Source organism: Polyangium fumosum (assembly GCF_005144585.1).
GTDB classification, from domain to species: Bacteria; Myxococcota_A; Polyangia; order Polyangiales; family Polyangiaceae; genus Polyangium; species Polyangium fumosum.
In genome coordinates this window covers 66533-80430 of sequence record NZ_SSMQ01000025.1, presented here as the reverse complement: position 1 = coordinate 80430, position 13898 = coordinate 66533, and the positions used below count along the sequence as shown (strand labels likewise).

The 13898-nt window shown below is 70.6% G+C and carries 11 protein-coding genes; 4 read left to right on the top strand and 7 right to left on the bottom strand.

The window, feature by feature from the left end; all coding sequences use genetic code 11:
- Nucleotides 1-22 precede the first annotated feature (22 nt).
- The 4 genes from E8A74_RS23715 to E8A74_RS23700 all read left to right on the top strand — a co-directional run bounded on the left by E8A74_RS23715 (nt 23) and on the right by E8A74_RS23700 (nt 3175).
- The gene (locus E8A74_RS23715; RefSeq protein ID WP_136931334.1) at nt 23-838 is read left to right on the top strand and encodes a carboxypeptidase regulatory-like domain-containing protein; all 816 of its coding nucleotides are present in this window, start codon (nt 23-25) and stop codon (nt 836-838) included.
- Nucleotides 839-1028: 190 nt separating this feature from the next.
- On the top strand, nt 1029-1985 hold the full coding sequence (gene cyoE, locus E8A74_RS23710) for a heme o synthase (protein ID WP_136931333.1): 957 nt from the start codon (nt 1029-1031) through the stop codon (nt 1983-1985).
- Between the two features lie 10 nt (nt 1986-1995).
- Nucleotides 1996-2454, top strand: a complete 459-nt coding sequence (locus tag E8A74_RS23705) for a DUF420 domain-containing protein (RefSeq protein WP_136931332.1) — start codon at nt 1996-1998, stop codon at nt 2452-2454.
- Nucleotides 2455-2488: 34 nt separating this feature from the next.
- The gene (locus tag E8A74_RS23700; protein WP_136931331.1) at nt 2489-3175 is read left to right on the top strand and encodes an SCO family protein; all 687 of its coding nucleotides are present in this window, start codon (nt 2489-2491) and stop codon (nt 3173-3175) included.
- A gap of 1 nt (nt 3176) precedes the next feature.
- Here E8A74_RS23700 and E8A74_RS23695 read toward each other — a convergent pair whose 3' ends face one another.
- The 7 genes from E8A74_RS23695 to E8A74_RS23665 form a co-directional block, all read right to left on the bottom strand.
- Nucleotides 3177-7388 carry a sigma 54-interacting transcriptional regulator gene (locus E8A74_RS23695; RefSeq protein WP_136931330.1) on the bottom strand — a complete coding sequence of 1404 codons (4212 nt, stop codon included), beginning with the start codon at nt 7386-7388 and terminating at the stop codon, nt 3177-3179.
- 112 nt (nt 7389-7500) lie between these two features.
- Entirely contained in the window at nt 7501-8169 is a 669-nt protein-coding gene (locus E8A74_RS23690) for a DUF3105 domain-containing protein (protein ID WP_136931329.1), read from the bottom strand.
- 31 nt (nt 8170-8200) lie between these two features.
- On the bottom strand, nt 8201-9241 hold the full coding sequence (locus tag E8A74_RS23685) for an Ig-like domain-containing domain (protein ID WP_136931328.1): 1041 nt from the start codon (nt 9239-9241) through the stop codon (nt 8201-8203).
- 83 nt (nt 9242-9324) lie between these two features.
- Nucleotides 9325-9579: a hypothetical protein gene (locus E8A74_RS23680; RefSeq protein ID WP_136931327.1), complete on the bottom strand. Its 255-nt coding sequence runs from the start codon at nt 9577-9579 to the stop codon at nt 9325-9327.
- A gap of 174 nt (nt 9580-9753) precedes the next feature.
- Nucleotides 9754-11169 (bottom strand): cytochrome c3 family protein, encoded by a 1416-nt coding sequence (locus E8A74_RS23675; protein ID WP_232379715.1) that lies wholly within the window; start codon nt 11167-11169, stop codon nt 9754-9756.
- Nucleotides 11166-12812, bottom strand: coding sequence for a hypothetical protein (locus tag E8A74_RS23670; RefSeq protein ID WP_232379714.1), 1647 nt, complete (start codon nt 12810-12812; stop codon nt 11166-11168). Before E8A74_RS23670 ends, E8A74_RS23675 begins: the two co-directional genes overlap by 4 nt.
- Nucleotides 12813-13016: 204 nt before the next feature.
- On the bottom strand, nt 13017-13796 hold the full coding sequence (locus E8A74_RS23665; RefSeq protein WP_136931326.1) for a HEAT repeat domain-containing protein: 780 nt from the start codon (nt 13794-13796) through the stop codon (nt 13017-13019).
- Nucleotides 13797-13898: the final 102 nt, after the last annotated feature.

Here is a 13898-nt window from a genome sequence, read left to right as displayed (position 1 = left end):
TCCCGCGGCGCACACGGCGAACATGACCACCCATCGAACAGCCTGGATCGTCCCTTCGGTCGTGGCTCTGCTCGCCTTCGCGGCGGGATGTCAGAAGGAGACGGGGAGCTCGTCATCGCCCGCGGCGTCCGCGACGGCGAGCGCGGCCCCGGCGGGCAAGCTCGGCAGCGCGACGCTGCGCGGCGAAGTGCGCTTCACGGGCGCGCCGCCCGAGATGAAGGTGCCCGCGAAGCGCGCGCAGGCGACCGACGTCTGCAAGGACAAACAGCTCGTCCACGACGCCGTGATCGTCCAGGGGGGCAAGCTGAAGGACGTGCTCGTCCGCATCGCGCCGAAGAGTTTCGAGGGGCGCTACGAGGTGCCGCCGGCCGCGACCGTGGATCAGCAAGACTGCATGTACGTGCCGCGGATCCAGGGCGTGCTCAGCGGGCAGGAGATCGTCGTGAAGAACAGCGACCGGACGCTGCACAACGTGCACACGTACCTCGGCGCGGAGACGGTCTTCAACGAGGCGACGGCGATGGGATCGCCGCCGATCGCGAAGCGCTTGCCGCCCTCCGGCATCGTACGGTTCGGATGCGACATCCACCCCTGGATGCGGAGCTTCGTCGTGGTCACCGATCATCCGTTCTTCGCGGTGAGCGGCGCGGATGGGGCGTTTCGTATCGATCGCGTGCCGGCCGGCAAGGTTCGGCTGGAGGCGTTTCACGCCCGGTACGGCCTGAAGACGCAGGAGGTGACGGTGACCGACGGGCAGACGCTCGAGGTCGTCTTCTCGTTCGACGGCACCGAGCCGGAGCCCACCGAAAACCAGGGCGAGCTCCAGGGACTTTGGTAGGCCCGACCCCGTTGTCTCGAACCTGGGTTGACCCCACGATCGCGCTGGGCTTTCCTCCCGCGCGCCGCGCCCCAGAGCTAGGCTCCCCCCGCTTCATGACGTCGTCCTGTATGGTCGCTCCTGCTCCTGCCGTGTTTCCTGGCCCCACGCGCGTGCCCCCGTGTGCGGTGTCTGCTATCGAGGTGCGCGCATGACGATCCCCGCGGAGCCACTCGGCGACGTGCACGTGAACCGCCGCGATTCCGGCTACGAGCAGCGCGAGCCTCCGTTCGGTGCCGTCGCGCGAGATCTCGTCGCGCTGACGAAGCCTCGCGTCACGGTCATCGTGGTCGCGACGATGCTCGGCGGGGCGTGGGTCGCGAACCGCTTCGCGCACGAGCAAGGACGCCCCGGGGTATCTCCGGCGGTCGTGATGCTCTCGCTCCTCGCGACGGTGCTCGTCGTCGGCGGCGCGAACACGCTGAACATGTACCTGGAGCGGGACACGGACGGGTTCATGGCCCGGACGAAGAACCGGCCGCTGCCCGCGGGGCGGATCTCGCCGCAGCTCGCGCTCTGGTTCGGCCTTGCGATCTCCGCGCTCTCGCTCGTCTTGTTCGGGCTCGTGGTGAACATGACGACGACGCTGCTCGCGGCGTTCGCCTTGTTCTCGTACGTGCTCATCTACACGCCGCTGAAGCGGAAGACGACGCTGGCGCTGCTCATCGGTTCGGTGCCCGGGGCGATCCCGCCGCTGCTCGGCTGGACGACGGTGACCGATCGCATCGACGGCCCCGGCGCGGCGCTCTTCGGCATCCTGTTCCTCTGGCAGGTGCCGCATTTCCTGGCGATCTCCATGTTCCGCAGCCGCGACTACCAGCGCGCGGGCCTCAAGGTGCTCCCGATCGAGCGCGGGGATCGCCACACGCGGCACCACATCGTCGGTTACCTCGTGGCGCTCGTGCTGGTCTCGCTCCTGCTCGTCCCGCTCGGCGTCGCGGGTCCGGTGTATCTCGCCTCGGCCGCGCTGCTCGGCCTCGGCTTCCTCGGCTTCGGCGCGTGGGGGCTCCGCCCGACGGTGCTCGGGACACGATGGGCGCGCAGGCTCTTTGCGATCTCGATCGTGTACCTGATGCTGCTGCAAGCCGCGCTGCTCATCGGCGCCTGAGTACGATCCCATGAGCGCCGAAAGCATCGGTCGTCTGCTCGCGCCGCTGAACGCGCTGCTCAACGCGACGAGCGCGACGCTGCTCTTCGCCGGCTTCGTCGCGATCAAGCAGCGCAACATCGCGGCGCACCGGTGGCGGATGCAGGGCGCGTTCATCGCGTCGGGCGTCTTCCTCGTGAGCTACGTGGCGCGCTTCGCGCTCACGGGGACGCATCGGTTCCCGGATGTCGGGCTCGCGCGGACGATCTACCTCGTGGTCCTCTCGACCCACACGCTGCTCGCGATGGTGGCGCTGCCGCTCGTGATCGTGACGCTCCGGCTCGGTCGTCAGGGGCGCTTCGAGGCGCACCGCAAGCTCGCGAAGATCACGTTCCCGATCTGGGCGTACGTCTCGGTCACGGGCATCGTCGTGTATCTCATGCTCTACCACCTCGCGCCGATGCTCGCGGGCGCGGCGCACGCGCCTTGACCCTGCGCGGAGCGGCGCCTACACCACGCTCGTCGTGACGTCGCGCGTGGAGAACCGAGACGAGGGCGGAACGGACGCGGGGGCCGCTCCCCCGCAAGAAGCTCGACCTGCGCCGCCCCCGCAGCGTGCGAAGCGGTTCCCGTGGCTCGTCTTCGGGATCGTGTTCGCCCTGGTGCTGATCACGCGGATCGTGATCACGCCGCGCCCGACGGCGCCGAAGCCAGTGCTGGATCTGCCGGCGTACACGCTCACCGATCATCACGGAAAGCCGTTCGGCGCAGCCGATCTGCGCGGCAAGCCGTACATCGCGGACTTCGTGTTCACGAGCTGCCCGAGCGTCTGCCCGCGCCTCACGAAGCGGATGGTCGAGGTGCAGAAGCGCACGGCGGATCTCGGCGAGAAGCTTCACCTCGTGACGTTCTCGGTCGATCCGGAGACCGACACGCCCGAGGTGCTGGCCGCGTACGGGCGCAAGTACGGCGCGGACGACACGCGCTGGACGTTCCTCACGGGCCCGCTCGGCGAGGTGGAGACCGTGGTGCTGCGCGGATTCAAGATCGCGATGGGCAAGAAGGAGACGCCCGAGGGCATCCTCGAGATCTTCCATGGCGAGCGCCTCGTGCTCGTTGACGGCGAAGGCAAGATCCGCGGCTTTTACGACGCAGACGACGCGGGGATCGAGGCGATCGTGCGGGACGCGCGGCTCGTCTTGGACCGCTGAATCAAGTCGAGACCGCGAGCCGCTTCATCATCTTCTGCAGGCCGAAGCGCGAGAGGCCGAGGAGCTTCGCGGCCTGGGTCTGGTTGCCCTTCGTGCGTTCGAGCGCCTCGCGCACGAGCTGCGCTTCGAGGGCGTCGACGCGCGGGCGCACGCGCAAGCCGAGATCCGCAGGGACCGGCGGCGTGACGTTCGCGATGTCCGGCGAGAGGTGCTCGCGCTCGATGACGCCGTCGCAGAGCAGGAGCGCGCGGCGGACCTCGTTTTCGAGCTGGCGGATGTTGCCGGGCCAGGGGAACGCCATGAGCCGATCCATGGCCGCGCGCGTGACGCGGACCTCGGGACGGCTGTACTTGGCGAGCATGTGCTTCACGAGGAGAGGGACGTCGCTCGCGCGTTCGCGGAGCGGCGGGATCCGGATCGTGATGATGTTGAGGCGGTAGTAGAGGTCCTCGCGGAACGTGCGCGCGCGGACCATGGCGTCGAGGTCGCGGTGGGTCGCGGCGACGATGCGCACGTCGACCTTGCGCGCGCGCTCGGTGCCGAGCGGTCGCACCATGCCGTCCTGGAGGACACGCAGGAGCTTGGCCTGCATGCCGAGGCTCATCTCGCCGATCTCATCGAGGAACAACGTGCCGCGATCGGCCGCTTCGAAGAGGCCGGAGCGCGGTCGATCGGCGCCCGTGAACGCGCCGCGCACGTGGCCGAAGAGCGTCGATTCGAGCAGGCCCTCCGGGATCGCGCCGCAGTTCTCGCCCACGAACGGGCGCCCCGCGCGGGGGCCGTTGTCGTGGATCGCGCGCGCGACGAGCTCCTTGCCGCTGCCCGACTCGCCGTGGACGAGGACGGGGACGTCGGCGATCGTTACGCGATCCACGAGCCGCAGCATCGCGCGGACGGGCTCGCTGTCGCCGATGATGGAGTCGTACTCGAAGCGGGTCTCGCGCGTGCCGCGGGTGCGGTTGAGCTCGCGCTCCGCCACGTCGAGCGCGGCCTCCCGCTTCGCCAGCGTCTCCTCGAGCGCCGCGCTCGCCCGTTTCGCTTTGCGCGCGGCGCGCCGGAGGAGCGTCTGATCCCGCGCGTCCGCGATCGCCAGCGCCGCGAGCGTCGCCACCGTGCGTGTCCACGCGAGCTCGCGTGGACCAAACGCGCCACGCCGCACGCGATCATCGAGGTAGACGACCCCGAGCGCCTCGCCGCGCGCGACGAGCGGCACGACGAGCACGCTTCGCAGCTTGAGCGCATGCACGCTGACGTGCACCGCGGGCATCTCGCCCGCTGCGTCCACGGCGACGACGGGCTCGAGCGCCGCGAGCGCGCGCCGCGCGAGCGTCTGCGAGAGCGAGAGCTGCTCGTCGCGAAGATCGGCCCGCGCGAGGTTGCGCGCCGCGCGTGCCACGAGCCGCCCGTCCGGCGCGCGCAAGAGGAGCAAGCCTCGCTCGACGCCTGTCCACAGGACGAGCGCGTCGACCACGCGATCGAGCAGCGAGCGGAGCCGCTCGCGATCGCTCAGCGAGACGATGAGCTGCTCGAGCTCCCGCGCCTGCTCCGCGCGCATACCTTCCTGCGGCGCGGCGGCGGCCTGCGCGACCCACGGGAGCGCGCGGATCGACGGCGCGAGCTCGGGGGAGGCGCGCGCGAGCAGATCACGCGCCGCGTCTCCGAGGGACGAGAGGAGCCGGACGGCGACATCGCCTCGGCCGAGGCGCGCCGCGAGCGCATATCCTGCCGCGATCGAGGGGCCTCGCGCCGAGACGGGCGCGCGTGCATCCGCGAGCGCCACGATCGCGCTGAGCACGTGCTCGGCGGTGCGCGTTTCGAGCTCGCCCGACGCCACGAGCAGCACCTCAGCGCGCGCGCGCCACCAGTCGAGCCGCGCGCCCGCGGTGAGGCTCGGCGTGTCCGCGAGCCGATCGAGATCGACGCACGTCTCCAGATCGATCGCCCCTTCCGCATGCCGCAGCAGCCGCGCGGAGGCGCGCAACTTGTCGTCACCACCCGCGTCTGCGAGCAGCGCTCGGGCTTGCTCGGCGGCGCGCTTCCCTTCGGCCGCGCCGCGCGTCGACACGTCCGCGATGGCCCAGAGCGCGTACGCCTCCGCCCGCGTGTCACGACCTTCCCGCGCCCGCGCGATTGCCTCCCGCGCGATTCGTTCTGCTTCATGCGCCACGCCCGCCGTCGCGTGGGCCGCGGCGCGCGCGAGCAGCGCGCGGGCTGCGAGCGCCGGCCTGCCGAGGTGCTCCCACAAGAGCGCCGCGCGCCGCGCCGTCGCGATCGCGCCGCCGAGATCGCCGAGATCCACTGCGGCCGCCGCCTCGCCCGTCCGGTACGTCGCCTCCTCGACGACGGCCCCTGCCCGCGTCGCGTGCTCGACCGCCGCGGCGAACGCGCTCCGCGTGCGCGCCGGATCCCCCCCGTGCTCCACGTAGCCCCGGAGCGCCGCGATCCGCGCGTGCTCCTCGGCGCGACGTGCGATCGCCTCGCCGCGCGTGATCGCGGCGAGCGCGCGCTCCGTGTCACCCTTCGTGGCCGCGACGAGCGCCGCGACCTCGTACGCGGGCACGATCGTCGCGCCTTGCACGAGCGTATCGGCCTCCTCGTAGCGCCGCTCGTCGAACGCGATCCGCGCCAGGATCGCGCGCGCTTTCCCGTCGGGATCCTCGCCGCGTCGATCCGCATCCGCCGCGATCTCCCGCGCTGCGCCGAGCTCTCCTGCGCGCCGCAAAATCTCCGCCGCCAGCGCATCCGATCCCTTCGCGCGGCGCTCCCGCGCCCGGAGCGCGAGGCTCCTCGCGCGGCCGAGCTCGCCCGACAGGCGCAGCGCGTCCGCGGCCGCCACGAGCAGCGACGCGGGCACGTTTTCCCCTCGCTCCACGCGCTCGATCGCCATCGGATCCGGCGGCACGGCGGCGATCGCGATCGACAGCCGCGCCACCTCCTCGATGTCGAACGGCGCCGACGTCGGACGCTCGGGCGTCGTCGCCGTGGGGGTTCGTCCGAGCGCAGCGCCCTCCACGTCTGCGAACGTCCATGCCGCGGGCGGAAGCTTCCGCGCGAGATCCACGAGCGCCGCGGCGAGCGACGCTTCTCCGATCTTTCCGAGCGGACCCGTCGGCCATGCCGCGGCCGGGCTCCCGACGAGCGACGTCATCCACCGCGCGATCCCCTCCGGGCCGAGGGGACCGATCTCGCCTGCGCCCGTGTTCGCGGAGGACGACGTCTCCTCGTCGACGAGCGATCGCGCGCGTCGCGCCCATGCGAGCGCGTCGCCGAGCCATGGCGCCGTCGCCGCGCCTGCCGAGGCGCGCGTCGCGAGCTCATCGCGGCGCGCAGACAGATACGCCGCACGCACGCGCCGCGCGTCGCGCTCTCCACGCTCTTCCCGCTCGCGGCCCGACCCCGCATCCCGCGCGGCGAGCGCGGCCCGCGCCGTCTCCGCGACCCACGATGCCGGCGGACGCGCGCCCGGGCTCGGCGAGAGCAGCGCCGCGCAGAGCAGCGCGATCGGCTCTGGGAGGCGCGCCGCCCGCGCGGCCTCGATCGGATGCTCGGCGGCTGCCACCGCGTCGTCCACGAGCTCCGCGAGCAGCGCGCCGAGCGCCACGAGATCCCGCGCGCGCGCGTCGCCCAAGTCGGAGTCTCCGCGCGCCAGATAACGCGGCGTCCCTCCTTCAATGCGCGCCGTGAACACCGGGCACGCGAGCCCGAGATCGATCACGTGCGCGCGCCCGCCCCAGCCGAGCAGCACGTTCTCCGGCTTGATGTCGCCGTGCGCGAGCCCGACCTCGTGCAGATCCGAGAGCGCCTCGCCCGCGTCGCGCGCCACGGCGAGCGCGAGCGTCGTTCGATCCACGCCTGCCTCGCGCGCCCGCTCCCGCAGCGTCGCGCCTTCGACCCAGCGCAGCGCCACGAACGCGAAGCGCTCGCCGATTCCCTCGTCGTCCGCCTCGATCGCGCGCGCGACGTCGCCTTCCCGTACGAACCACCCGACGTCGACGAGCTCGGGCAAACGTGGCGAGAGCGCGAAGATCGCGTGCCTCGCTTCCCGCGCGATCGCCTCCCGCGCCGCCGCGTCGCGCGCGACCTTCAGCGCCACGAGGGTTCCATCGCGCCGCGCGCGCGCCCTCCACACCTCGCCTGCGCCGCCGCTCCCGGCCGGGGCGAGGAACTCGAAGCTTCGCTCCGTCAACTCCGATGACGATCCGTGCTCGTTCATCGGGAATCGAGTCTTCGATCTCTGCCCTCAGGTGTCAACGCTGGTGGCACGGGCGCTTCATCGAAGGGCCGCAGGGGCAGGGGAGGGGAGGCCGGGGACCACGAACGGAAGCTCAGCTCCCCCCGCAATTCGGCGGGGCGGCCTCGATGTCGACGCCGGCGTAACAGATGTCCTCGGGCCCCTTACCGTATACATCCGCCACGAACGCCGCGAGCGACGCCTTGTCGATGCACGTCGCCGTGTATGTCGCGCCCCACGCGGCCGCCGCGATCGGCGTGTCGAGATCCGCGTCGGGCGTGAGCACGAGCCGCGCTTTCGGCCCCGCGCCTGCCGACAGGCACAGCGGATCCGCTGCGGCCTCGTCGAACACCTCCTCGAGCGCCTCCACGACCTCCGGGCACGCCCCATCGCAGCGATACGCAAGCACGACCGCGCCGTGCTCCAGGTCGTGGACGTACATCTCGCGCGGCACGGGCGTCGTGTACTTCTTGAACGCCGCCCACTGGCCCCAGTGATTCCCTCCGCTCGGCGGGTTCGTCTCGTACGAGACGTCCGTGCAGAGCTCGACGTGGCTCGCCGACGAGACGGGGATGTTCGTCGTCTTCACCACGCGGCACGCCGTCTCCCCGGGCAGCGGAGGCGCGTCGGGCGTCAGCACCTCGGTTTGCGCCGGGCCCGTGGGCCCCACCGGCTGCGCGTCCTCGCCGCACCCCGCGATACCAAGCGACACCAGGACCAGCGCGCAAGTCAGCGCGTCACGCGAAAAGAACTCGGAAGACATGGCGTGAACCTACCACGCCGAAGGTGGTCTCTCAGGGGCAGGCCGGCGTCTCGGCGCCCGTGGTGATCCACGCGCTGAGCGCCTCCAGGCTCGCCTCGGGGGCGGCGTAGAGGTCGTACGGGGGCATCGGCAAGCCCACCACGACCGACGCGCGGAGCCTGTCGATCTCGCCCGGCGCGAGCCCCTTCGCGGCATCCATGCGCGTATAGATCGGGCCCGCCAGCATCTTGTAGAGCAGGTAGCTGTTGCCCGCGTTGCCCGGATCGACGTGCGGCATTGCCCGCCCGAAGCGGCGCGGCTTGAGATCCGGCTCGTCGGCTTGCTCGCCCGTCTGCGTCTGGTTCGCGACGCGCCCGATCATCGCCGGGATCCGCTCCACGCCCGAGAGATCGAGCCCCATCGCGGCGGCGCCGATCTCGAGCGGCCCATGGCAGCCGCCGCAGCCGACGATCAGGCTCTTCGAGACGGGGCACTTGTCGATGCAGAGCTGATCATCCACGGCGCACGACGCCACGCACGCGCTCGCCGTGCAGAACAGCTCCTCGGACGCCGCGCGCCGCGCCGCCTCGTCGAGCGCCGGATCCACGGGCCCGCCGGCCGGATCCATCGCGGCCGTCGTGAACTGCAGGACCACGTTCGCCTCGAACGGCGCGCCGTCGAACGCGCGTACGCCGAACGGCGACGCCTCCGTCGGCGCGAGCACCGTTAGCCAGTACTTCGTGTTGGGCGCGAGCGCCGTCATCGCCGGCAGCCGGTACGTGATGCGCCGATGCACCGGGTCGTAGCTGGGCTCCATGAACACCTGAAGCCTGCACTGCTGCAGCGTCGGCACGGGCTCGGAGCTCGGCTGCAGGCAGATCGCTTGCCGGACCGCCTCGCCGGGCAGAAGGAACCGATCGAACGTGACGCGCACGCTCGTCGTCGAGAGCGCGACGCTCCCATCGGTGGGCGCGGGCGCGCTCGGCGTCAGCGTCAGCGTCGTCGGCTGACCGCCGGCGTCGAGCCCGGACAGCTCGACTTCGACCAGGTGAACAGGGGGGGCGTCGATGGCCTCGCGCTCGGGGCTGCCCACGTCACAACCGACGAGGGGCAGGGAGGCGGCGAGCAGAGCGGCGCGGAGGGCGCGCGGGGCGAAAGAAAGGCCTCTCGGGCCGATCAGCTCTCGGCGTAGGTCGAGAGCTGTTCGCGGACGACCTTCTCGTTGATGCCGGTCTGGATGTGCTCTTTCAAACAATCGGCCAGGGTGATGAGCAGGTCCTCGACCCCCTTCTCCTCGATGAGCTTCGCGAGCAATTGCCGCGCTTCCCGGCCGTCGTCCTCTCGGAGGAAGCCCCGCACGGTCTCCAGCGTGATTTCGCCCTGGAAGTCGAGGTAAAGATTGTCGAGCAGGTACTTGATCAGCTCCTTCACACCCGTTCTCCTTGACGACGCGCGCGACCACCGCGGGAGAGGAAGCGCCCCGTCGCTCTTCGCTATACCCGTCGCCAGAAGGGGTGTGCAAGGAATATGTAGGATGTTTCGGGAGCGCTGCTCCGTCCGCCTGCGTAGAGGCTCCGAGCGTGGGTCGGCACCGATGCTGGGATCTCATTGGCACGCCCTCACGAACGGGTCGTTCGACTGGTGACAGACGAGGCACGGACGCGGGTTTCTCGCGAAGGCCGCGCCACACTTGTCCCGGAAGCCGATCGGGTGCGGGTTCACGCCGTGCCCGCCGGAGAGGCCTTTCGTCGCGTGGCACGTCGCGCAGTCACGCTCCGTGTGACAGGAGACGCAGGCGTTCAGGTTCCGCATCGCCTCCCACGCGTGGTGGTTCGGCCCGCGCGGCGCCGTCGTGAACTCCGCGGCGGGCGGATGGAAGCGGCGGCCCGTGAGGCGGTTGCCGCTGCCGGTGTCGCGCGCGACGCCGACGCGGCGGTGGCAGTCGCCGCAGAACGTCTGGGCCTGATGGCAGCTCGCGCAGCGCGGGTTGTCCTGCCGCGCGGACTGCGCGTGGATCGAGAGCCAGTCGTTCGGGTGGACCTTGCGGGGACGGACGCGGCCGTCGTGGCAGTCGGTGCACTCGTTCGTCGTGTGGCAGCTCCCGCAGAAGGCGCTGTCGTTCGCCGCGACGCTCTTGTGCCGCTCGATGAAGTCGGGCGTGTGCGCCGCGTTGTGCATCCACTGCGGCGGCACGAGGTTGCCCGTCGTGAAGCTCGTGATCATGCGGCCGTCGTTCCGCGCCGTGTGGCACGTCGTGCACGCGCCCTTCGCCTGCCCCTGCGCCGCGCCGCTCATGTTGTGGCACGAGAAGCAGCCAGCCATGCGCGGGAGCTGATCCCGCGTCGCGAGCTCGAGCTCACCCACCTGCCCGTGGCACTGCCCGCACTGGATGTTCCGATCGAGGTGCTTCTTGTGCGTGAACACGAGGTTCGCGTTCGGCAGCACCATCGGCGCGACGGAGCCCTTCTCGCCCGCCTTGTCGCCGATGTGACAGAAGACGCACTGCCCGTTCGCGTCCGTGCCTGCCTTCACGTCGTGCAGGTCCGAGTGATCGACGTCGTGGCAGGCGTCGCACTGCTCGGCCTTCGGCATGAGCCGATCGGCGACCTTGTCGCTCGTGAACGCGGCCGCGTGGCACGACTTGCAGGTCTGCTTGAGATCCTTCGTGTGCTTCTTGTGGTTGAAGCGGATGGTGATCGTCTGCGGCGGGTAGATCTCTTCGCTCGGCACGGGGGTCGCCGCGCTGCCCGGAGGCATGAACGCGAGCGGCGTCTCCGCGTCGTTCGGCATCGGGTAGAGGCCGCTCTTGTAGCCACCCGGAGGCGGCGCGGGCGGCGGCGCGGCGGACTCCGCGGGCGGCGCGTCGTCGGCGGCCTGCGCGGAGGCGTCGGGGCCCACGAGGCCGAGCACGAGGGCCGACAGGCATGCCACGAAGGCGAGCCATCCCGGCAGCGGTCGGCCGCTCGGCCTGCGCGTCTTGCGTGCGCTCACGGAGCTTCGCTTGGAGGCGTTCATCATCATCCGCCGAGCCTCAAGTTGAGGAGCGCCACGATGCGGAAGCGCTGCCCCACGAGCCGGTTCATGTCGTGCTCCCACTCGATCCGCAGGTCGGCCTGTTGCACGGGCCGGACGCCCGCGCCGAGGACGTAGCCGAACGACGTCGCGCCGCGATCGGGCCGCAGCGGGTCGTTCCAGTCGTAGACCGAGACGCGCCCGCCGACGCGGTAGCGCCCGCCGTCGAAGCGCTTCTCGCCCGAGAGATCCGCGCCGCCGGTGTGCCCACGCGCGCCGGCCTGCATCATGCCGCGCAGTCCCACCTCGCCCGTGCCGAAGCGATACCGACCCGACACGTTCGCGAGCGCGTCAATCGTCGTGGAGATCTCGCGGTTGTCAGGATCGCGGGTGAACGTCTTCGAGTTCGACGGATCGATCTCCTGGTCGCCGCTGCAGAGGCCCGAGGCCCTGCACTGCTCCGTACCGAACGTCTCGGGATCGCCGTCGGCCATCCAGATCCGCACGCCGCCGTACGCCGAGAGATCGAGGCGTTGCGTCGGCGCGACCCAGACGCGCGCCGTCGCCGTCGTGATGGGGCTCTTCGTGAACCAGTTGAAGATCGAGTCCGCGTCGAAGGTCGGCACGAAGTAGTCGATGTCCGCACCGACGGTCGCACGTTTGCCCAGGTACGCCTCGACGCCGCCGTAATACGAGCCGACGATCTGGTTGTAGAAGTCGTACGTGACGCCGCCCTTGATCGCGCCGAGGTCCGACTTGTTCAGATCGAGCGCATACCCGAGCCGATCCTGCGACACGCGCAGCCCCTTCGCCGTGCGATAGCCGCCCGTCGGATCGGGGAACTGCTGCGTCACCGACGTGCCCGTGTTGTAGACGCGTCGATACGAGAGCCGCCCGTGGATCCAGCTCGGGCCGTTGCTCTCGAGCGAGACGCCGAACGCGGGCGCGGGCTGCGTGTACTGGTACGAAGGGAAATCCGTCACGCTCGGCTGATCGCCCGCCGTGCCGAAGCCTGCGTGGTTGCCACGCCAAACGCCTGGTCGCTCGTACCGCGACGTCGAGAGCGGCAGCCCCCCGCGTTGCTCGAGCCCGCCGTAGAGCTCGGCCTGCACGAAGTACGGCGTCGTCACGCGCGCGAGCGCGCCGTCGAACGACCACCAGCCGAGCGAGTCGACCACGTACTGCCGGCCCGCGCGGAAGCCGAGCCAGCCGTTCAAGAGGTTGCGGCCCTCGACGTACGCGTACATCAGATCGACCGGCGCTTGCTGCAGGCCCGGCACGAAGCGCACGCCGGGCCCCGCCTCCGTCAGGTAGCTCGTCTCGCCGCCGCGATCGGCGTCGCCGAGGTGGCCGTTGATCCCGAAGTCGGCGTCGAGGCGAACGCGCAAGACGACCGCGAAGTCGGCGCGCCCTGGGACGTGATCGCCCTGCAGGTTGTACACGCCGAGCGACAACGTCTGCATGAGGCGACGCCGATCGAGGATCGTGTCGCCCCACGGGCTCGCGACTTGGTACGCCTGTGCTGCCGTGTCGCTCTGCACCTCGAAGTCGAGGGCGCGCGCGTCACGCGGATGCGCGGTGATCGCCGTGGCAAGAGCGGCGAGCCCGGAAGCAACCACGCGCGGAAGGCGCGTCGATCGATGTCCCCTCACGCCTGGGATGCTCGCTTTCCGTCGAGTGGTGCCGGGGAGCCTGCGCGGATCACGCGCGGCTGCCGCGGGGCAGTCGACACACCTCGAACAAGTCGAGGCAGGAGGGATCCTCTTTCAGCGTGGCCCGCGCTGTCAACACGGACGAGGGGAGAGCTTGCTGCTCACAACGCGCCAGGGCGGCGCGCAATCCGCTACGCGTTTCGATCAGCCGAACCGGAGCGAACGCTTCACGATCTTGCCACCTTCGCCGACCGTGTAGCCGCCGGTATCGCCGAGCGCGTCGGCGACGGCATCCCTTCGATCCTCGGGGATCGTCCACCCGCGAACGAGCAGGCCTTCGGCGACCTTGTTCTTTACGCGGACCGACTCCTCGTTCACGAGCAAGTCGATCATCGGCTTGACGCTCTCGGACATCGCCTGGGCGAACGTCGTTTGCACCGCGTGGAACCGCACGGTCTCGTTGACATCTTCGAAGAAGCGCTCCACCGCCGCGCGTACGTCGTCGTGGACGACCTCTTCGAGCGCCTGAATGATCTGGATCTTCGGCTCGACGTTGCGCGCGTACTCGGTGTCGAAGCCCTCGAGCAGATCGAGCAGCTCTTCGCGATACCCGTCCTCGTCGAGCACGGCGTCGAGAACCTTGAGCGGCCACGTCAGCGCCTCGGCCCTCGTGCAGAACTCGATGACCGCGGGGACGACGTCCTTGCCGGCGGCGACGATGCCCCGGAACGCGAGGTCTTTCTCTTCTGCGTCCGTGATCGACGGATCGATCGTGAAGTTGAAGCGCTTGAGGAGAGCGGCGGCCGCCTCCGGCGTCTTCATGTCGACGAGGGCCTGGATGGCCTCCAGGCGGTCGTAGGTCTGGGCGCGTTTGTCCGCGACGACCTTGGCCGGCCCGGCGATCTTCTTGTCGACGGCGGGCGTGTTGCCCGACGGAGGCGCGCTCTTCGCGCCTTTGCTACGGAGGAAGTCGAAAATGCCCACCTCTACCTCGCGCTCCGGCCCGGCAGGGGTGGGGCTGGAGCAGGCTTCGCATAGGCCCTCGCCAGGGACAAAGCAAGTGCAAGGCCCCGTTGACGAGCGCGC

Bases quoted from the DNA above. Each gene is read 5' to 3' on its own strand.
- E8A74_RS23705 (WP_136931332.1), top strand. From the start codon at position 1,996: ATGAGCGCCGAAAGCATCGGTCGTCTGCTCGCGCCGCTGAACGCGCTG.
- E8A74_RS23715 (WP_136931334.1), top strand. From the start codon at position 23: ATGACCACCCATCGAACAGCCTGGATCGTCCCTTCGGTCGTGGCTCTG.
- E8A74_RS23695 (WP_136931330.1), bottom strand. From the start codon at position 7,388: ATGAACGAGCACGGATCGTCATCGGAGTTGACGGAGCGAAGCTTCGAG.
- E8A74_RS23690 (WP_136931329.1), bottom strand. From the start codon at position 8,169: ATGTCTTCCGAGTTCTTTTCGCGTGACGCGCTGACTTGCGCGCTGGTC.
- cyoE (WP_136931333.1), top strand. From the start codon at position 1,029: ATGACGATCCCCGCGGAGCCACTCGGCGACGTGCACGTGAACCGCCGC.
- E8A74_RS23675 (WP_232379715.1), bottom strand. From the start codon at position 11,169: ATGATGATGAACGCCTCCAAGCGAAGCTCCGTGAGCGCACGCAAGACG.